The 20,478-nt window shown below is 35.1% G+C and carries 16 protein-coding genes; 8 read left to right on the top strand and 8 right to left on the bottom strand.

Features of this window, described 5'->3' with window-relative positions:
- Positions 1–116: 116 nt before the first annotated feature.
- The gene (locus tag NBX25_RS13010) at positions 117–629 is read right to left on the bottom strand and encodes a 5' nucleotidase, NT5C type (protein ID WP_250253919.1); all 513 of its coding nucleotides are present in this window, start codon (positions 627–629) and stop codon (positions 117–119) included.
- Between the two features lie 208 nt (positions 630–837).
- Here NBX25_RS13010 and NBX25_RS13005 point away from each other — a divergent pair, with 208 nt between their 5' ends.
- The gene (locus NBX25_RS13005; RefSeq protein ID WP_250253917.1) at positions 838–2,733 is read left to right on the top strand and encodes an ABC-F family ATP-binding cassette domain-containing protein; all 1,896 of its coding nucleotides are present in this window, start codon (positions 838–840) and stop codon (positions 2,731–2,733) included.
- Positions 2,734–2,860: 127 nt separating this feature from the next.
- Here the strand turns inward: NBX25_RS13005 and NBX25_RS13000 are convergent, their stop codons facing one another.
- Positions 2,861–3,916 carry a Gfo/Idh/MocA family oxidoreductase gene (locus tag NBX25_RS13000; protein ID WP_250253916.1) on the bottom strand — a complete coding sequence of 352 codons (1,056 nt, stop codon included), beginning with the start codon at positions 3,914–3,916 and terminating at the stop codon, positions 2,861–2,863.
- A gap of 183 nt (positions 3,917–4,099) precedes the next feature.
- Between NBX25_RS13000 and NBX25_RS12995 the strand changes: the two genes are divergently transcribed.
- From NBX25_RS12995 to NBX25_RS12985, 3 genes are all read left to right on the top strand, one after another.
- Positions 4,100–6,385 (top strand): TonB-dependent siderophore receptor, encoded by a 2,286-nt coding sequence (locus NBX25_RS12995; protein WP_250253915.1) that lies wholly within the window; start codon positions 4,100–4,102, stop codon positions 6,383–6,385.
- Between the two features lie 92 nt (positions 6,386–6,477).
- Positions 6,478–6,993: a hypothetical protein gene (locus NBX25_RS12990; RefSeq protein ID WP_123857600.1), complete on the top strand. Its 516-nt coding sequence runs from the start codon at positions 6,478–6,480 to the stop codon at positions 6,991–6,993.
- A gap of 314 nt (positions 6,994–7,307) precedes the next feature.
- Positions 7,308–7,898 (top strand): outer membrane beta-barrel protein, encoded by a 591-nt coding sequence (locus NBX25_RS12985; protein ID WP_123910101.1) that lies wholly within the window; start codon positions 7,308–7,310, stop codon positions 7,896–7,898.
- A gap of 97 nt (positions 7,899–7,995) precedes the next feature.
- Here the strand turns inward: NBX25_RS12985 and NBX25_RS12980 are convergent, their stop codons facing one another.
- Positions 7,996–8,631, bottom strand: a complete 636-nt coding sequence (locus NBX25_RS12980) for a peroxiredoxin (protein ID WP_123910100.1) — start codon at positions 8,629–8,631, stop codon at positions 7,996–7,998.
- 96 nt (positions 8,632–8,727) lie between these two features.
- Here NBX25_RS12980 and NBX25_RS12975 point away from each other — a divergent pair, with 96 nt between their 5' ends.
- Positions 8,728–9,612, top strand: coding sequence for a mechanosensitive ion channel family protein (locus tag NBX25_RS12975; protein ID WP_123910099.1), 885 nt, complete (start codon positions 8,728–8,730; stop codon positions 9,610–9,612).
- A gap of 379 nt (positions 9,613–9,991) precedes the next feature.
- Here NBX25_RS12975 and sucC read toward each other — a convergent pair whose 3' ends face one another.
- Complete coding sequence (sucC, locus tag NBX25_RS12970; protein WP_034694875.1) at positions 9,992–11,182, bottom strand: ADP-forming succinate--CoA ligase subunit beta; 1,191 nt, start codon at positions 11,180–11,182, stop codon at positions 9,992–9,994.
- Between the two features lie 572 nt (positions 11,183–11,754).
- Between sucC and NBX25_RS12965 the strand changes: the two genes are divergently transcribed.
- Genes NBX25_RS12965 through NBX25_RS12955 form a run of 3 tightly spaced genes read left to right on the top strand, consistent with a single transcriptional unit; the run spans position 11,755 to position 16,130 of the window.
- Entirely contained in the window at positions 11,755–13,428 is a 1,674-nt protein-coding gene (locus NBX25_RS12965) for a peptidase domain-containing ABC transporter (RefSeq protein WP_123910098.1), read from the top strand.
- A gap of 1 nt (position 13,429) precedes the next feature.
- A complete protein-coding gene (locus NBX25_RS12960; RefSeq protein ID WP_250253914.1) occupies positions 13,430–14,743 on the top strand; it encodes an HlyD family secretion protein in 1,314 nt (437 codons plus the stop codon).
- Entirely contained in the window at positions 14,727–16,130 is a 1,404-nt protein-coding gene (locus tag NBX25_RS12955) for a TolC family protein (protein WP_250253913.1), read from the top strand. The genes NBX25_RS12960 and NBX25_RS12955 overlap by 17 nt, the downstream gene beginning before the upstream one ends.
- Positions 16,131–16,215: 85 nt before the next feature.
- Here NBX25_RS12955 and NBX25_RS12950 read toward each other — a convergent pair whose 3' ends face one another.
- The 4 genes from NBX25_RS12950 to NBX25_RS12935 all read right to left on the bottom strand — a co-directional run bounded on the left by NBX25_RS12950 (position 16,216) and on the right by NBX25_RS12935 (position 20,464).
- On the bottom strand, positions 16,216–17,493 hold the full coding sequence (locus NBX25_RS12950) for a chloride channel protein (protein WP_250253912.1): 1,278 nt from the start codon (positions 17,491–17,493) through the stop codon (positions 16,216–16,218).
- 2 nt (positions 17,494–17,495) lie between these two features.
- Positions 17,496–17,882, bottom strand: a complete 387-nt coding sequence (locus NBX25_RS12945) for a DUF423 domain-containing protein (RefSeq protein ID WP_123857609.1) — start codon at positions 17,880–17,882, stop codon at positions 17,496–17,498.
- A gap of 1 nt (position 17,883) precedes the next feature.
- Positions 17,884–18,969 (bottom strand): hypothetical protein, encoded by a 1,086-nt coding sequence (locus NBX25_RS12940; RefSeq protein WP_250253911.1) that lies wholly within the window; start codon positions 18,967–18,969, stop codon positions 17,884–17,886.
- Between the two features lie 166 nt (positions 18,970–19,135).
- Positions 19,136–20,464 carry a hydroxymethylglutaryl-CoA reductase, degradative gene (locus tag NBX25_RS12935; RefSeq protein WP_123910093.1) on the bottom strand — a complete coding sequence of 443 codons (1,329 nt, stop codon included), beginning with the start codon at positions 20,462–20,464 and terminating at the stop codon, positions 19,136–19,138.
- Positions 20,465–20,478: the final 14 nt, after the last annotated feature.

Here is a 20,478-nt window from a genome sequence, read left to right as displayed (position 1 = left end):
AACCATCGATATTCATAAGGCATTATTAAATTTAATACGCTTTTAGTTAAATTTATTCTAATTATTTTATGTTTTAGTGCATTAATTCTAAAAAAATTCTAAATGTTACTTTCTCCTTACAAAATCTCCATAATTTCTTCCCATGAATTCACTCTTTTATAGGTTTCATTTTCAACCAGTTCGTTATGAGGTTGTGTAAAAATCAATCGCTGTCCTGAAAAGTGATCTAAATTCTTTGGATAATCATCAATCATTACATCTCCTGATACTACTTTTTTACTGCCACACAGAACAATCTGCTCCCATGTAATGAATGGAAAATGTTCAGCCAGCCAGTCATATTTTTCTCTTAAGCTATTGGGAAATTCCATTCCCGCAGAAACAATGTACAGTTCATATTTGTTATTCAAGTACTCTATTGCCTCCCTACTTCCTTTCATTACAGGCAATGTTCTGAAAAACCCAATTTCATTTACATGTTGCTTTCCATTAGGAAAAGCTTCCTGTTCAGGTTTCCCTGCTATTCCATCCAGTTCAATATTTCTCCCGGTATCTCTTTTTTCAAATTGAATCAGCTGATGATATACATCCGCCATCACCCCATCCATATCAACAATCACTTTTTTCATTTGACTTTAATTATTTTTATCATTAGTTTAAGTTTAAATTGTATCAGCTCTCATCAAATTTACCAAATCATTTTTTGAGACAACGGACACAGTTTATTAATAAATTATAAATATCCATTTTTATAAAGAGGCTTGCAGAAAGTTTTATGGTTACATTTTCGTATTTTTGCGGCTCAGTTCAAAATTAAAATCAAACTATTAATTCCCAATGAATTACGTTTCTGCAGAAAATCTCACCAAATCTTACGGCATCAAAGTTTTGTTTGAAAACATTTCCTTTCACATCAATGAAGGAGACAAAATTGCCATTGTTGCCAAAAATGGAAGTGGAAAATCTACCCTTCTGAAAATTTTAATGGGTAAAGAAATTGCAGACAGCGGTACTGCGATCATTAATAAAGATATTCAGGTTGTTTTATTCGACCAGGAAATTGATTTTGATTCCAATCTAAGCATTGAGGAATTCATGATGGCCCTGGAGTCTGAGCCTATTCTTGCTTTGAAGAACTATCACAAATCTCTTCATTCTACAGATCATGATTTCATTGAAAAAGCATTGGGTGATATGGAAGTCCACAAAGCTTGGGATCTGGAAAATGAGATGAAGCAAATCCTTTCCCAGCTTAAGATCACTGATCTTGATGCTAAAATGGGAACTCTTTCCGGAGGGCAAATTAAACGGGTTGCATTAGCTAAGCTATTGACAGAAACCAGAGCTGAACACAAGCACACACTCCTCATCATGGATGAGCCTACCAACCACCTGGATGTAGATATGGTGGAATGGCTTGAAAATTATCTGAACAAAGCAAAAATCACCTTGCTGCTTGTTACTCACGACCGATATTTCCTGGACAGCGTTTGTGATATTATCTGGGAAATGGAAGATAGAAATCTTTATGTTCATAATGGTTCATATGCAACGTATCTTGAAAATAAAATGATTCGTGAGGATAATCTTAACGCCACCATCGATAAGGCCAATAATCTTTACAGAAAGGAATTGGAATGGATGCGAAGACAACCTAAAGCAAGAACTACAAAATCCAAAAGCAGAATTGATTCTTTCTACGAAACAGAAAAAGTAGCCAAAACCGATACGAGAAAACAAGGTTTGGAACTGGATTTTGAAATGAAACGTTTAGGAAATAAAATTCTTGAATTGAAGCATATTGATAAAAGCTTTGGAAATAAAATATTATTAAAAGATTTCAGCTACCAATTTCAACGGGGTGAGAAAGTGGGAATTATCGGAAAAAACGGAGCCGGAAAATCTACACTGCTGAATATTATTCAGGGATTGGAAAAGGTTGACAAAGGAGAAATTGAAACGGGAGAAACCATTTCTTTCGGGTATTTTGCACAGAAAGGTCTTACTTATAAAGAGGACGAACGTGTGATTGATTTCATTAAGGAAATTGCAGAATTCTATCCTTTAGCCAATGGAAAAAGCCTTTCTGCATCACAGTTCCTGAGGTTATTTTTATTTGACGATCAAACACAATACTCTCCTATTTCAAAATTATCAGGAGGTGAAAAGAGAAGACTTCATCTCATGTATATTTTATATCAGAATCCTAATTTCTTGATTTTTGATGAACCTACGAATGACCTGGATCTTCCTACATTAACCGTTCTTGAAAACTTTTTGCAACAATTTCAGGGATCTTTAATCATTGTTTCCCACGACAGATATTTCATGGACAGAATTGTAGATCACGTTCTTGCTTTTGAAGGAGATGGAAAAATCAGGGATTTTGTAGGAAATTTCTCTGAATACCGTGAAGCGAAAAGCCGAGAAGAAGCTTTAGAAAAAAATACTGCTGTAAAACCTGAACCTGTAAAAGAAGCGGTTGCCGTTACAGAAAATCCTTCACCTTCTCATACTCCTAAAAGAAAATTAACTTTTAAAGAACAAAGGGAATTGGAAACCATTGAAAAAGAGATGCCTGAACTTGAAGAACAGCGTGCAAAAATTCTAGATCAGCTCAATAATGAAACCGATTATGAAAAGATAGCCAAGCTTTCCTCTGAACTGGAAACCATTTCTGAAAAACTGGAAAACCATGAGATGAGATGGCTTGAACTTCAGGAAGTCATGTAAAAAATATAAGGGATGAATGAGTTCAAAGTTTAAGGGTTAAAGTTCAAGGTTAATAGTAGTCAGACCGAGTACTTATCTATTCTTTTATTCTCAAATACTTTGAATTCATTCATCACTCACCTATAGTTTATAATATAATTACCTTTCCTTCTTGTGCACTTTTCAATGATGCCTCTATAATATTCATATTCTGAATCACTTCTTTTCCGGGTGAAGGTAAAGGATATCCGAAAACAATATGTTCATAGATTTGCTGGTAATAATCCATGTAATTTCCGGCTTCGCTTGAAGTCAATATTCGCTCCGTTTCAGAGTTTTCATTCAGATAGTTTACAATCCCGTCTGTTTCTTTCAGAGGCTGCATCCATTCTTTTCCATAGACAGGAATGGCTCCTGCAACCAATTCGGTTTCCTGATTATCGGTTCTTTCCTGTAGAAAACTTCCTCTGTCGCCATGTATTTTATAAGCATAATGATCTTCTTTAGTGAAAACCGAAGATTTTAGCCGTACTCTCAGATCACTTTTATAGAATAACAGAATCTCAAAATAATCATTTGCAAACTCAGGCCCTTTCATAGAAAATACATCAGCAAAAAGTTTTTCAGGATACCCGAAGTACTGTACTGCCTGATCTACAAGGTGTGCTCCAAGATCATGCAATGAACCTGAACCTATCTGGTCCGGATTTTCCTTATGCTGCTTTCCACTAGGTGTAGTACGGAATCTATCAAAACGGATTTCTACTTCTTTAATGTTTCCTAATTTCCCTTCATTTAAAACTTTTTGTACCTGCTGGAAGTCACGATCAAATCTTCTGTTCTGATATACACTTAAAAATACCCCTTTCTCTTCTGCCAGCTTTACCAGTTCTTCTGCTTCTGCTACATCTACTGTAAATGGTTTTTCAACAACAATGTTTTTTCCAGCTTCCAAAGCTTTTTTAGCATATTCATAATGTGTCTGAACCGGAGTATTGATAATCACCAATTCTATCTCTGCATTTTGAAGCATTTCTTCCACCGACCTATAGATAGTAGCTTCAGGATACTTTTCTTTGGATTCTTCCTTGCTTCTTTCTACTACAGCAGAAATGAAGAATCCCGGATGTTCTTTTAAAAAAGGAGCATGAAATACTTTTCCACTCATTCCAAAGGCGCAAAGCCCAGCTCTTACCAGTTGCATATTTTAATTTTTCAACAAATATATTCATAAAAAACTTCGGATTATGAGTCCACAATAAGCATAGAAACAATCCATATATTTCACCCTTAAAAGACATGACGAAAATCATAAATTAATTTTTATTCATTCTAAACAAATACTTACATTTGCGCCTTATTTAAAACTGTTCTACATAAAAATAAAATGAAAAGACAACTACTTTCTTTAGGTCTTCTATTTGCCGCTGTTTCAGTGGGTGCACAGCTTAAAAACGTTGAAGCAGATACGATCAGAACTCAAACGATTGAAGACATCAATCTTCATAAAACGGGGAATCCAAACCAAGCAAGAACATTATCTACAAAGTCTAACCTGACGGTAATGGAAAACCCTCAGCCGATTGCTATCGTGACTCACGAAATCATTGAGCAGCAACAGGCAAAACAATTGAGCGATGTTCTTCAGAATGTCAACGGGGTATATGTTACTTCATCAAGAGGAAATTCTCAAGATAGCTTTGGTGGGCGTGGTTTTGCTTTAGGAAATGATAATATTTTCAAGAATGGTTCACGAATAAATAGTGGAATTTTCCCTGAAGTAAGTGGTCTGGAAAGAGTAGAAGTTTTAAAGGGAGCCAATGCTATGCTTTTTGGTAATACCGCTGCAGGTGGTGTTATCAATATGATTACCAAAAAACCTAAATTCAATTTTGGAGGAACTATAGGATTAAATGGAGGAAGTTGGAATTCTTATAAGCCAACCGTTGATATTTATGGACCTTTAGCTAAAAATATTGCATTTAGAGTAAATGGTGCTTATGAGTATGCAGAAAGCTTCAGAGATGTTGTACAATCAGAAAAATACTACTTCAATCCTTCATTTTTATTTAATTTAAGTGAAAAATCTCAGTTAATTGTTGAGGCAGATTATCTTAAAAATAATTTTACTCCCGATTTCGGAATTGGATCTATTACTGAAAAAGATCAAAGCTATAGATTAAATAATTCTGTTGCAAGAAGTACTTTCTTTGGAACTGACTGGCAATATCAAAATGTACAGCAAGCTTCTACGAATGTAACTTTCAACCATAAATTTAATGAAAGATGGTCTTTAAATGCTACTGCTTCTTATCAAAACTATACTAAAGACTATTTCTCTTCTGAAAGAGTACAGTGGATTTATGATACTAAAGATGCCAGTGTAGACCCTAACAGATTATCTTGGAAAAGACCTTTTGGTAGAACCTACAATGAACAAAATTATACTTCTGCGCAAGTAAACATCAATGGTGAATTCAATACCGGAAAAATAAATCATAAGGTATTAATTGGTGCAGATGCAGATTATAGTCAGGCAGATGCTTATACTTATAATGTTACTGATCCAAAAAATCTTCTTTATTTAGATGATCCTTCAACATGGGGAAATATTGGTATGCCCAATTCTACTCTTAGTACGAGAAATAGAATCAACACGAGAAGAATTGGAATCTATGCACAAGATTTTATTAGTATAACAAAGCAACTTAAAGTAATTGCAGGATTAAGATGGTCATATGTAGAAAATATGCCAACCCTTACAACCCGTTTTACTTTAAATGATAAAATTGCGGTAGCAAATTCATCAACTTCTGACAACGCATTTTCTCCAAAAGTAGGTTTAGTGTATGCTCCAAATGATAACCTTTCAGTGTTCGCAACTTATACTAATTCATTTGCTTCGAATGCAGGATATACTTCAGATCAATTTGGTACGGTAAATACCAATCAATCTACTACACAAGTTCAAAATCAATTAAATAATTTATCAAAGCAAAGTATAAAACCTTCAACAGTTGATCAATATGAAATTGGTATAAAAAAGAACTTCTGGAACAATGCTTTAGCTGTTAACTTAACGGCTTACCAGATCATGTACAACAATTATTATCAAACGTATTGGTTTGCCTCCAGTTCAAACGGAGCACCTATAACCTCAACGGATACCAATCTTAAAGAATTTGCAGGTAATATGAGAAGCCGTGGTGTAGAATTAGACATTACAGGAAATCCAACGGAAAACTTATCTATAATCGGAGGTTTCTCATATAACAATTCTGTTTACATTGACACGCCAGATAAAGGATATGTTGAAAACCAAAGATTAGTAAGAACGCCAGCTACCACAGCAAATGCTTCTGTTTTCTATAAGTTTACGAATTATGTAAAAGGATTAAAAATTGGAGCCGGAGTATATTATATCGGAGACAGAATCGCTGGATGGAATGATACAAAATCTACAAACTCCAGTAGAAACAATGTAAGTAGAATGTTTGATCTAAAAGATTACACAACTGTTTCGGTGTCACTTGGATACGAATGGCAAAAATTTTCAATCCAAGGGAAAGTGGGGAACCTGTTTGACGTAGTGAACTATAATGTTCACGAGAATTATTCAGTAAATCCAATTACTCCAAGAAATTATTATTTTACATTGACATACAAGCTGTAGAATTAAATATATAATTACTTCTTTATTAAAAGTGGAAGCTGCATTTTTGCAGTTTCCACTTTTGAAATTTAAAAACAAAACAAAAAAACGATATGGATAAGATTAAAGACACCAGAAGTTTCATGAGAATTACACACCGCTATCTGGGATATTTCCTGGCTGGTATTATGGCTGTGTATGCTGTAAGTGGAATTATTCTGGTCTACAGAGACACAGATTTTCTAAAGAGCGAAAAAAAGTATGAAAAGACTTTATCTGCTAATCTATCTGAAAAAGAACTGAAAAAGGAATTAAAGATGAAAGGCCTTGAAGTAGAAAAGACTGAAGGTACCGTTCTTCATTTTAAAAAAGGAACCTATGATTCTTCTACAGGGATCGCTAAGTATTCTAAAATGGAACTGCCTTTTGTGTTGGATAAAATGGTTTCTCTTCACAAATCACAATCTAAAGATGCCATAGCTCCACTAAGTGTATTTTTCGGAGTTGCTCTTTTCTTCTTTGTGATCTCAAGTTTCTGGATGTTTAATCCGAAGACAAAAGCTTTCAAACGCGGGATCAAGTTTACGATTGCAGGACTTGTTATCTCCATTCTTCTTTTACTTATTTAACTAATAGAGAAAGATGAAAATAAAAAAACTGCAGATTTTATAAAATTATTAATAACATCCCTACTTTTTCTGTCTGAGTAATAAAAACAGAAATAATAATTCTTTGAGACTTTAGCAATTTTTCCTCCATCCCTTAAACTTTTATATTATTTAATTATGAAATATTCAATAATAAAGTTATATATACATATCCTATCTTATTGATATTATTAACATTAATTTAGAAAAATTGTCTAAAATTAAGACTCTGGCACATTTATTGTTTTTTCTATAATTCGTTAATAATAAACATTTAATTATTAAAATAATAAATTATGAAAAAACTTATTTTAACAGGGATATTAGCTGTAGCAGGTTTAACAGCAACTGCAAACGCTCAGATTCAGAAAGGTAATTGGATGGTAGGGGGTAACCTTGCAGGCGCCAACTTTGGATTAAACAAAGGAGGTGGTTATGATTTCAACATCCAGCCTAAAGGAGCTTACTTTATTGAAGATAACATTGCAGTGGGTGGATATGTAGATTTAGGCTTCAAAGGAGCTAAAGATGCGCCAACTACATTCACTTATAATGTAGGAGCATTAGGACGTTACTATCTTAACCCGGGAGAGCAGGGAGTAAACAACCTGTTACACCACGGAAGATGGTTCTTGGAAGGTAATTTAGGTGTTGGAGGAACATCAATCTCTAAAGGAGGTTCTTCTTCTAACGGTCTTAATTTTGGATTCGGTCCTGGGTATTCTTACTTCATTACACCAAATATTGGTTTAGAAGGTTTAGTTAAATATGATGCGAATGCTGGATTCGGAAACGGTGGATATACTAACAAAATTACTTTTGGTTTAGGATTCCAGATTTATCTTCCTACTTCTAAAGGAAAACAAATCATCAACGACGTTAAGTAATCACTGAAATACTTATAAAAAATTGAAAGCGCCCCGGAATTTTATTTCGGGGCGCTTTTCGTACAAATTAAAACTAAACTATAAAAAATCAAATAAATCATGTATTAGGTTGGGGCGTATATCTTAAATACGGTTTTATCTCAGTCACCCCTTTTGGAAATTTTTTAATGGCATCTTCTGTAGAAACTGTGGGTGGAATAATAACATCATCTCCGTTTTCCCAATTTACCGGAGTAGCTACCTGATAACGGTCCACCAACTGTAAAGAATCCAATACCCTCAGGATTTCATTAAAATTTCTTCCTGTAGAGGCAGGATAAGTAATAATAAGCCTCACTTTCTTAGCAGGGTCAATAATCAATAAGGAGCGCACCGTTGCCGTGGCTGATGCGTTCGGATGGATAAAATCATAAAGCTCAGACACTTTTCTTTCTTTGTCTGCGATGATCGGAAACTGTACATCAGTATGCTGAGTTTCATTAATGTCTTTTACCCAATTCTGATGATCCTCTACCCCATCCACACTTAATGCAATCACTTTTGTATTTCTTTGAGCAAATTCGGATTGTAATTTAGAAGTAAATCCCAGCTCTGTAGTACATACCGGAGTATAATCTGCCGGGTGTGAAAATAAAATCCCCCAGGAATCTCCCAGATAATTATAGAATCTGATATCACCTACAGATGATTCTGCATGAAAGTCCGGCGCTGTATCTCCTAGTTTGATTGACATAATATTTCGTGTTTGTTAGTCTACAAATTTAGTAGACTTTTTGATACTGGCAAAATTTTTGTTGAAAATTTATATATTTAATGTAAAATTTTATTCATGGAGAAAACCGGACTCACCTACATAGACTTGGTGTATAAGGTATTGGAAAGTTGGTATGTAACGTTCGCAGAGCTTACTCCTAAACTGATTGTCGGCATTTTAGTATTTACATTTTTTCTTATTACAAGTAAATACCTGAGCCAGATTGCCGTAAAACTATTTCACAAATTCTTTCCCAAAAGTCAGAAAGAGAGCTCACTGGTTACCTTAATCAGTATATTCAGATTCCTGATTATGCTGATGGGAACATTTATTTCCCTTGAAATTATGGGCTTCAGTGGTTTCCTGTGGAAATTTATAGGAAGTCTGGGAGTAGCCGGGGTTATTGCCGGAGTTGCTTTGAAAGATCTTGTTTCCAGTATCTTTTCAGGAATGCTTATTGGTATTGACAAAGCCTTTAAAGTGGGGGATTATATTACCATAGGGAATCATTCCGGGACCGTACAGGAGATTGGATTTTTAACAACTAAAATCCTTACAGACGATGGAAAGAAAGCTTATATCCCCAATCAGGTGGTTTTTAATGCTCCGTTTTATAATATTACGGCATCCCCTCAGCGCAGAATTATCTTAAATTTTGAAATTCCTGCCGATGAAGACATTAGTAAAGCCCAGAAAGGAATCCTGGATGTGATAAAAAATCTTGATAATGTTGATAAACTGGATACTGCAGAGGTAATATTTACTGATTTGAAACAAGGATCTTTTAATCTTCAGGTAAAATTCTGGATCAAAATTGGAGCAAATCTGGCACAGGTAAGAAGTAAAGCCTATTTAAATATTAAGGAGCGATTTGATGTGGATAAAATTCTGCTGGTAACTCCTACAAGTATCAGTATTACAAATGGAGAAAGCAATCCACCTGAAAGCCAGGATAAATAGTTCATTTTTATTTCCCACAGATTTCACAGATGTTTGTGAATAAATTACTACTAAGCTACTTCGATTTGGAGTGGCTTTTTAGTAATGCAAAGATTTTAGGATATATGAATGTTTTTAAGGCGTGATGATTCTATCCCTATAAAATTATATAGTACTGATAATGGTTACAAAACGAGTCCATAAGCCTATGTGCCTATGTTGTTCCATTTTATATAATCAATAAAACAAACTCGTGCATTTGCAGCAAATAAATAGTGGACGTTAACCGAAAATTTTTGATTTTATTGCGCCTTCATTATTTACAACAAAAATTAGTTTTTAAGCACAAAAAAACCGTTCCAAAAATGAAACGGTTTCTTATTTATTTGAAAATTTTAGATTACGCTAAAACTTCTTTTACTTTGTTTGCAGCTTCTTCTAAAGTAATTGCAGAATGAACCGGAAGACCAGACTCATCGATCAATTTTTTAGCTTCTACAGCATTAGTTCCTTGTAATCTTACGATCAATGGAACCGGAAGGCTACCCATAGCTTTGTAAGCGTCTACAACACCTTGAGCAACTCTGTCACATCTTACGATACCTCCGAAGATGTTGATTAAGATTGCTTTTACGTTTGGATCTCTTAAGATGATTCCGAAAGCAGTCTGTACTCTCTGAGCATCAGCTGTACCTCCTACGTCAAGGAAGTTAGCAGGGTTACCACCAGATAATTTGATGATATCCATAGTTGCCATTGCCAGACCAGCACCGTTTACCATACAAGCAACGTTACCGTCTAGTTTTACGAAGTTAAGACCAGCTTCACCAGCTTCAACATCCATTGGGTCTTCTTCTCTTGTATCTCTTAATTCAGCTAAGTCTTTGTGACGGAACAATGAGTTGTCATCTAAAGTTACTTTAGCATCTACAGCGATAATTTTGTTATCAGAAGTTTTCAACACTGGGTTGATTTCGAAAAGAGAAGCATCAATTCCTGTGTAAGCATTGTAAAGAGATGAAATAAATTTCACAAATTCTTTAAAAGCATTTCCTTCAAGACCTAAGTTGAAAGCTATTTTTCTAGCCTGGAATCCTTGAAGACCGATCGCTGGATCAATAAGTTCGTTATGAATTAAATGAGGAGTTACTTCTGCAACGTGCTCAATATCCATCCCTCCTTCAGTAGAATATACGATTGTATTTTTCCCTTCAGCTCTATCTAAAAGAATAGAAACATAAAATTCTTTAGTTTCAGATTCTCCAGGATAATAAACATCTTCTGCAACCAAAACAGAGTGTACTTTTTTACCTTCAGCAGAAGTTTGTGGTGTTACCAACTGCATTCCGATGATATTCTGAGCATTTTCTTTAAGCTTGTCCATGTTTGGAGAAAACTTAACACCTCCACCTTTACCACGACCACCTGCGTGAATCTGCGCTTTTACAACCCAAGCTTGTGCTCCGGTTTCAGCAGTTAGTTTTTCAGCAGCAGCTACAGCTTCGTCTACGTTGTTTGCAACGAAACCACGTTGGATAGCTACTCCATACTTTGATAAAATCTCTTTTGATTGATACTCGTGAAGATTCATATTATTTTTATTATTTTATTTTAATATTTAAAGGTTGACAAATTTACTAAAAATGAACAAGGTTAAAAAGAAATTTGTTGAACTTTTAATTCATTCTTTAAGTTTCCTGCTGATCTTTTCAGATTCAAAGCGGTGAATCTATAAATAATATGATAACGATCATAAAAAAAACAAATCCAACCAGCATATTCTAATGACATTTTAATCTCATTCTAATGTAGATAAGAATATTAACAAATTTCATCTTTTATCTTTGAAACCCCAAAATAAGAGATATACATTATATAATTTTTCAGATGAAATACAGAATCGAAAAAGGCTTTGTTTCTACAATTCAGAAAGAGTAGGCTTCGAAGAATGGGTAAAAAAAATACAAGATGAATCATTAAACCTGAATTCAAAAAATGTATTTATTACTTTTATCAACAGGGCATTTTCAAAAAATAATTTCATCTATCCTGTATAAGTATTCTAAAAAAGAAAAGCATCCAGTCTATCTTTTCCAAAACCAATCCGGTATTCATTGGAAAATCTAAAGATGGAAAAATCTGTAACCTCAGCAAAAAAGAAAAATGGAAATAACCGCAAATGAACAGGGCAAAAGACTGATCCGGTACATTACAAAAGAGAAAAAAGATGTCACTAATATTTATTTTTATGCTGTCCTCAACGGTCTTGTTTTATTGAGTGTTCCGTTGGGAATACAGTCTATAGTAAGTTTTGTAATGGGAGCTACCATGACGACTTCCATTTACCTCCTCATCTTCTTTGTAGTCATCGGAACATGGCTTGCCGGATATTTCAGGTTAAAGGTGATACAAATCATTGAAAAAATCCAGCAGAAAATATATGTAGAGTTTTCCATTGCCATCGCTGATAAGATTCCAAAGGTCGATCTTTCTTATACCAGAAAGTATTATCTCCCGGAGCTTGTTAACCGTTTTTTTGATATCCAAAATTTACAAAAAGGAATTTCAAAGATTTTGCTGGAGATTCCCACCGCGTTGATTCAGATTGTTTTTGGAATTCTTTTACTTTCTTTTTATCATCCCTGGTTTCTGGCATTTGGAGGGCTGGTGGTTATTTCTGTAATTATTATTTTCAGATATACGATGGAAAGCGGGATTAAATCCAGTATTGAAGAAAGTAACAAAAAATATGATACGGCGGCATGGATCGAAGATATTGCCGGATCGGTAAAAACCTTTAAGATGCATTCTGAAAATGATGCTCATCTAAAAGGAACCGATGAACGCGTTGTAGAATATCTTAAACATAGGACATCCCATTTTAAAGTTCTTGTTTTTCAGTACAAAACGATTATTGCTTTTAAAGTGATTATTACTTTAGCGATGCTTGCTATTGGAACTTATCTTCTGATTAATCAAAAACTGAATATTGGGGCTTTTATTGCTACAGAAATTGTTGTTCTGAGTATTATGTCTGCTGTAGAAAAACTGATTGTAAGCCTTGAAAGTTATTATGATCTTATCGCTTCTTTTGCCAAACTTTCTAAAATTACAGAGCTTAAAGAGGAACAAAACGGTGAAATCATATTATCACAGAAAGAAAAAGGGGCAGAGATTGAATTTAAAAATGTAAGTTTTTCATTCAACGAGCATAGTCCCATCCTTTCGGATGTGAATTTTAAAATTCGGGAAAATACCATTAATGTTTTAACAGGAAAGTTAGGAGCCGGAAAAACACTTCTCCTCAATATGATCACAGGTTTTTTTGACCCTAGCTCAGGAACCATTTTATTTGACAGAATTCCATTAAAAAACATTGAGAAACAACTGCTGAGAAACGACATAGGTCTTTATCTTGAAAATATGAAGATCATTCAGGGAACAGTGAAAGAAAATATCATATTGGGGAATAGTGAAAGCCATACGGAAGACATTCTGGAGCTTTCTGAAAATATCGGAATAGAAAATATTTCCAGTATGTTCAGCAGTGGATTTTTCACCGAAGTCAGTGAAACAGATCCTGAAATCACCTTCAGCTCAAAAAAGAAAATTCTACTTCTGCGGGCACTTTTGGGTGAAAAGAGACTTATCATTCTGGAAAACCCTTTTGCAGGAATCCGTGAAGAATATCAGGATAGAATGATACAGTACCTTTTGAAGATCAAAGAAAAAACAACGATCATCATTGTTTCACAGGATGCAGAACTTTTGCAGCATGCAGATCAGCATATTCATCTGGAAGGGGGAACTTTAAGAACATCTCATAAAAATCAGTAAAATGGAACTACAGTCATTTGACAAAATATATCATATTCATAAGAAATCAAGGGTAAAAAGATGGTTTCTCTTCATTTTTATTGGAGGTATTATCACTTTATTTCTTCCCTGGACACAGAACATTAAAGTGAAAGGAAATGTGACTTCTCTTTACCAGGAACAGCGGCCCCAGCAACTCCATTCTCCTATTCCGGGAAAAATCATCAAATGGTATGTAAAAAACGGGGATTATGTAAAAAAGGGAGATACCCTGATGCAGCTTTCGGAAATCAAAGAAGATTATTTGGATCCGCTTTTGGTACAGAGAACTCAGGAACAGGTGAATGCCAAAAAAGGAGTCCGGGATTTTTATGAAGCGAAAGTAGGAACGGTTAAAAGCCAGCTTCAGGCTTTACATTCGGCAAGAGACTTAAAGCTTAATCAATTAAAGGGAAAGATCAGTCAGCTTAATAACAAGCTTTCAGGGGAAGAGGCAGAACTGGCTGCTTCTACCAATGAAGTAAGACTTTCTGAGGATCAGTTTACCCGACAGAAAAAAATGTATGAAGAAGGTCTGGTTTCTCTGACTCAATTTCAACAAAGAAGTATTTCTTATCAAAATGCCATTGCTAAAAAAACAGCTTCGGAGAATAAAGTTGCTCAAACCCGCCAGGAAATTATCAATACCGGTATTGAGCAGAATTCAGTAATCCAGGATTATACAGAAAAACTAAGTAAAATAGAGGGAGAACGGTTTCAAAATATGGGACAAATTGAAGGCAGTGATGGAGATATTGCAAAACTTGAAAATCAGGTTGCCAATTATAAAGCAAGACAGGGTTTATATTTCATCATCGCTTCCCAAAACGGGCAGGTCATACAACTCAACAAAGCAGGTATTGGGGAGGTTTTAAAAGACGGAGAAAACATAGGAACCATTGTTCCTACTACGGTAGATTATGCAGTGGAAATTTATGTAAAACCGGTAGACCTTCCTCTTATCAAGGAAAAACAGCGTATCATGTGTATTTTCGATGGTTTTCCTGCCATTGTATTTTCGGGATGGCCCAATTCCAGCTACGGAACATTTGCCGGAGAAATAGTTGCCGTAGAAAGCAATATCAGTGCTAACGGACTTTTTAAAGCTCTGGTCATTGAGGATAAAGATGAAAAAAGATGGCCGCCAAAAATTAAGATGGGAGCCGGAGTACAGGGAATTGCCATTCTGAATGATGTTCCGATCTGGTATGAACTCTGGAGAAATATCAATGGTTTCCCTCCAGACTATTATGAAGTGAAAAATGACCAATCCGGAAAATATGAAAAAGCAAAGTAAAATTCTTTTTATCCTGATTCTATCTTTTTTCCAAGATGGTCTGGCTCAGGATTCTCTCACTATTTCGGCTCAGGAATTTATATCAGTGGTCAAAAATTATCATCCACTTGCATTGAAATATCAGCTGCAGAATAAAATTGCCCAATCTGAAATTACTAAAGCCAGAGGAGCTTTCGATCCTGTTTTGGGTGGAAAAATCGGAGAAAAAAATATTGATGGAACTCAATATTACAGACAGAAAAACCTGGAACTGGGCATTCCTACCTGGTACGGAATTGATCTTACCGCAGGATATCAAAATCTGAATGGTGAAAAACTAAATTCCAGTGACACTAAAGGTGGTTTGTACAGCATGGGAGTTACTGTACCTTTAGCCAAAAACCTTTTGTATGATAAACGTAGAGCCATCTTGGATCAGGCAAAATTTGCCGTAAAAATGACTGAAGCAGAACAGACTATTCTGACCAACGAACTTCTTCTTGAAGCTGAAAATACGTATTGGGAATGGGTACAAAGTTTTGAGATTTATCAACTACAGGCTAAAGCGGTAGAAATCAATAAAAAACGTTTAAACCTCACCCAAAAAACCTTCGAATATGGAGAAAGAGCAGCGATAGATACAGTTGAAGCCAGCTCACAACTGCAAAGTTTTGAACTTCAGCAGAAAGAAGCCTATCTAAACTTTGTCAGAAACACACAGAAGCTGCAGTTATTTTTATGGAAAGATAAGCAAGAGATTTATGAAATCTCCAATATTATATATCCTTCCAATCATCTTTCGGATCATCCTGCTTATTCGGATTTTGAATTTCTCCTTCAGGAGCTTAGCACAAAGGAAATTGATACTCATTGGTCTGTTCTTTATTATGATCAGAAACACCAAATTTTAGAAAGCGAACGTAAACTGAAGTGGCAAAGTTTTCTTCCTAAACTCGATTTTACCTATAATTTCTTCAACAAAGAAAATTATCAGGCAGATTATCTTCCTCTTTTTGACAACAATTTTCAATATGGTTTAAAGCTTGAAATTCCGGTATTCCAAAGAGAAGCCAGAGCGAATTATCAGATTGCTAAAATCAAAATACAGCAAAACCAGCTTGATACCCAGGTTAAAAAGAGAGAACTCCATACCAAGATTGAAACCTATAAAAACGAGCTTGTCAATTATCATGCACAAATTAATCTTTCTAAAAACAATCTTGTGAATTATCAGAAATTACTTACTGCTGAAGAAATAAGGTACACGAATGGTGAAAGCTCTCTTTTCCTCATTAATTCGAGGGAAAATAAGATGATTGATGCTCAGGAAAAATATATTTCTCTACAGGCAAAGTTTCTGAAAAGCTTCACTAAGCTTAAGTGGATGAAAGAAAGTTTCTCTTTATAAAAATCAAAAAAAGCTCAGGAACTACCTGAACTTTTTTGATACCTTCTGATCTTAAAAATAGATCAGCATTTATTTATATAAGATATTATTCTTCTACTAACTTTTCCGACTGGGAACCAATAAACGGAATCCTAGGAGCCAGGAAATATCCTGTAAGACTTGCGAACAAAATCGGAACAAAATAAGTAAACCCCGTTAGTGTTCCCAAAATAATGGTAGTACTCATCGGAGTTCTTGTCACACAGGCATTGATCGCAGCCATGCAGCTTACAATGGCTAAGGTAGTATCTACACTCGGAAATAAATTATGAATAATTAATCCTAATGTAGTTCCCACAAAGAACAGCGGGATAATAAAACCACCTCTCCATCCTGAAGTTACTGTAATGGCAATAGCTAATATTTTAAAGACCAAAACCAGAATCAGGAAGTTCAATCCGAAATTCCCTCCGATCAACTGATTGATCTCGTTGTGTCCAAAATATCTTGTAATCGGAAAATTGTAAGCAATAATCCCTAAAAGAATCCCTCCTACTAATGTTTTGATATAGATCGGAAATTTTTTGTATTCAAAAAGCTTTTTGAAAAACTTCACTACAAAGATGAAAATCCATCCAAAAAGAGTTCCCACAATTCCAAATAAGGTAGCATATAAAAAATCATATACTCCGGTGTAATGATAGGCTTTCAAATCCCAGGTTGCTCCAATTCCCAAATGGATAATCAAAGCAAACATCAGATAACTGAAACAACTTGCTACCAAAGCAGGAATAATGGCTTTATAATATTCAACCGCATGTTTATGATGCAGAATTTCCAGTGAAAAAAGACTTCCTCCAAGCGGAGCACCAAAAAGAGCCGTAAAACCTGAAGCCATCCCTGCAATACTTAGTGAGCGTAACTCTTCACCTTTTAATCTAAAAATTTTCCCTAGCCAGGTTCCTGTAGATCCGGTAACCTGTACCAAAGGTGCTTCCGGGCCTAAACTTCCTCCTGATGCCACACAAAAAAGTGAGGACAAAATCATGGATGGATTATTTTTTGGTTCCAGTTTTCCTTTATTAAACCTGATATTATTCACAATCAGATGGATTTCTCCCGGATCACCAATAAAATGGATCACCAATCCTGCCAGCAGGCCACAAATTGCCATCGTAGGAATTACCTGCCAGCCTTGAAAATGGGCTAAAAATTCAGTAAAATGTTCCAGTACAATCCAATATCCACCGGCAATAATGCCTCCTACAAGTCCTGTAAAAGCCCACATGAAAAAAGTACGGCTGAACACAAACGGATTAAACCTGATGGGCTGATCCAAAAGATTGAACGTTCTTATAAGCCGTCTTCTTCTATTGATTTTCATTCTTAGATTTTGTTTTTAACAAAATAAAGAATCAACATTCCCCAGCTTAAGATCATCATCAAGCCTCCAAGCGGAGTGATAGGTCCTAAAAATTTAAGATTCATTCCCAGATAATCCTGCATGCTCAGAAAATAGATACTCACTGAGAATAAAAGGGTACCTGCAATCATTAAAATTGAGGTCCATCTTTCAGCAGAAGTTTCAAATTTCAAGATATACCCGATAATCAGCAGGAAAAAGGCTGCATACATCTGATATCTTACTCCTGTTTCAAAACTTTCCAGTCTTTCCACAGCTAATATTTTCTTTAAAGCGTGTGCTCCAAATGCACCCAGGATTACAGACACCATTCCGTAAACCGCTCCAAAAACTAAAGTAATTGTTTTCATTTTATAACTCTTCTAATTCTAGGGTTAAATATTTTTTTGTTTTATAATCCTGCCAGGTTCCTGTAATTGTATTCCCTTTCATTTCTGCCTCTACAAAAGCTCTCGGAATCCATTGGCTTGTAACATCATCATACCGGTCATTTTCAGTGATAGAGATATGATTTCCTTTCAACTGTCCATCCCATTGGATGAGTTTTTTGCTTTTATCATACCAATATTCTGCATGAAAAGAACTTATTCCAGAGCTATCATTATTAGGATAAAACCTTGATACAAGAACTGTAATGGGATATTTTCCATCTATTTTTCCTTTATACAGTTTATTTCTGAAACTCGTTTTCTCTATTGTACCAGAGCCTTTCAATAAATTTCTTGCATAAGGACTCCAGTATTTATCAAGCTCCTTATAGGTAAATTTAAGTTCATGACTCCCAAGATCATCCAATGCTCTCATCGCATGATTGGAACATCTTCCAGCCACAAATGTCAGTTTATCTTTTCCAAAAAAATATCTGATATCATCCAGTGATTCTCCTGTAGAACAACCTTCATATATTCCGATCTGGTCTTCTGTTTCTGCCGACGGGTTTTTCTCAGACTTTAATTCAGCCAGATAATTATTAATTCTTTTCTTAACTTTTTGTTCAATCAAACGCTCTACAGTTTTAATTGAATTAGGTTGAAATAAATCCTGAGCATTAATGAAATTTCCGGTTCTCAAATCAAAATTTTTCCAGTCTGAGAACCCTTCCGGATAAGCTCCTGAAGCTTCACCCTCCATTCCGATAGTCAGAATGTTTTTAGGAGTTTCCAACTTTTCCCAACTATAGAAATAAACATAGTTAGCATAAGAAGTCGTTCCGGAAGAAACCAATTTAAAAGGATTAGGACCTGAGTTCGGAACATATTCCAATTCATTGACCTGTAGAAATGTATTTATTTTATTTTCAACTAAAGGATTTTCAGCATAGGAAACCACTGGAAAAGTAGAGTCTTCAGTCTTGGGTTGTAAATCCGATATCTTTAAATTTTTCTGTGAAAAACTTAAACCGGAAACCAACATGAAAAATAAAACACTTCTTTTCACTATTTCGACTTTAAATACATTAAAATAAACTTGGCCACCAAAGTAGAAATCCCCAGTATGATAAACATATTGGCAAATCTCTTGGAACTTTGAAAACCAGGTGATGTTGTTTTCTTTAAAAAGAATCCAAAGCAGAGAAATACGATAGGCAGTATGATCTGTAACATTAGTTTCCTCTCATTCTGTTAAACTCATTGATTACCTCATGGTGACTCACTGTTTTATCCTTAAAGTAAGTCACAAAATGCTGTTTTTCTTCTTCAGTAGCTCCCAGTTGGTTCAGAATGTTTAGTAAGTGCATTTTCATGTGTCCTTTCTGAATTCCTGTAGTTACCAATGAACGCAATGCCCCGAAGTTTTGAGCCAATCCTGAAACAGCCAAAATACTCATCAATTCCTGAGCAGATGGTTTTCCAAGTAATGCTAGAGAGAACTTTACCAATGGATGTAGGTTTGTTAAACCACCTACTACTCCCACAGAAATTGGAAGATCTATCCAAAATCTGAAAACTCCGTTATCGGTTGTACAATGTGTCAAAGATCTGTATTGTCCATCTCTTGCAGCGTATGCATGAGCACAGGCTTCCGTTGCTCTGAAGTCATTTCCGGTAGCAATTACTACAGCATCTACTCCATTCATCACTCCTTTATTGTGAGTGGTGGCACGGTAAGGTTCAATTTCAGCAATCGTTACTGCCTGTTTAAATTTAGAAGCAAATTCTTCAGGAGAAATTCCGCTGTCATCTTTTAAGTCTTCCATTTTACAGGAAACCTCAGCTCTTACAATACAATCAGGGGTAAAGTTAGAAAGGATATTCATTACGATCTGTAATGAATTCTTTTCATCCTGAGTAAAATCCTCGCTTGTGGCAACTTCCTGCCTCAATGTTTTTCCAAACTGTTCAAGACATGAATTAATAAAATTAGCTCCCATTGAATCTACAGTATCAAAACTTGCTTTCAATTGGTAGTAATTCGGCATTTCTGACGTTTTATCCACAAGACTGATATTTAGAATTCCACCTCCGCGTCTTCTCATATTAGCTGTAATGTCTTCTGTAGACTCAAGTAATTTTTTCTTTAAACTGAAATTAAAGAAATGTAATAATTTATGAGGTTCTACATTGAAGATAAAATGAGTATGCCCTAATTTTTCTGTGTTGATGATGGTTGTTTTGAAACCTCCTTTATCAATCCAGAATTTTGCAGCTTTGGAAGCGGCTGCAACTACTGAGCTTTCTTCAACGGCCATTGGGAGTGCCAATAATTTTCCGTCAATTAAAAAGTTAGGCGCAATTCCGTAAGGCATATAGAAATTGGAAATTGTATTTTCAGAAAACTCTTCGTGAAGTTTCTGAAGATCTGCATCCTCATTCCAATATTGTTTTAATATATTTTGATATTCCTGATTACCTTCAAGATATTCGTTTACAAGCCAGTCGATTTTCCCATGCTTTGGAAGCTTAGAAAAACCTTCGATCGGTTTATGATTCATGATATAAACTTTAA

Origin of the sequence: Chryseobacterium sp. Marseille-Q3244 (genome assembly GCF_940807095.1) — a bacterium.
GTDB lineage: Bacteria > Bacteroidota > Bacteroidia > Flavobacteriales > Weeksellaceae > Chryseobacterium.
This window is presented reverse-complemented; position numbering and strand designations above follow the sequence as displayed.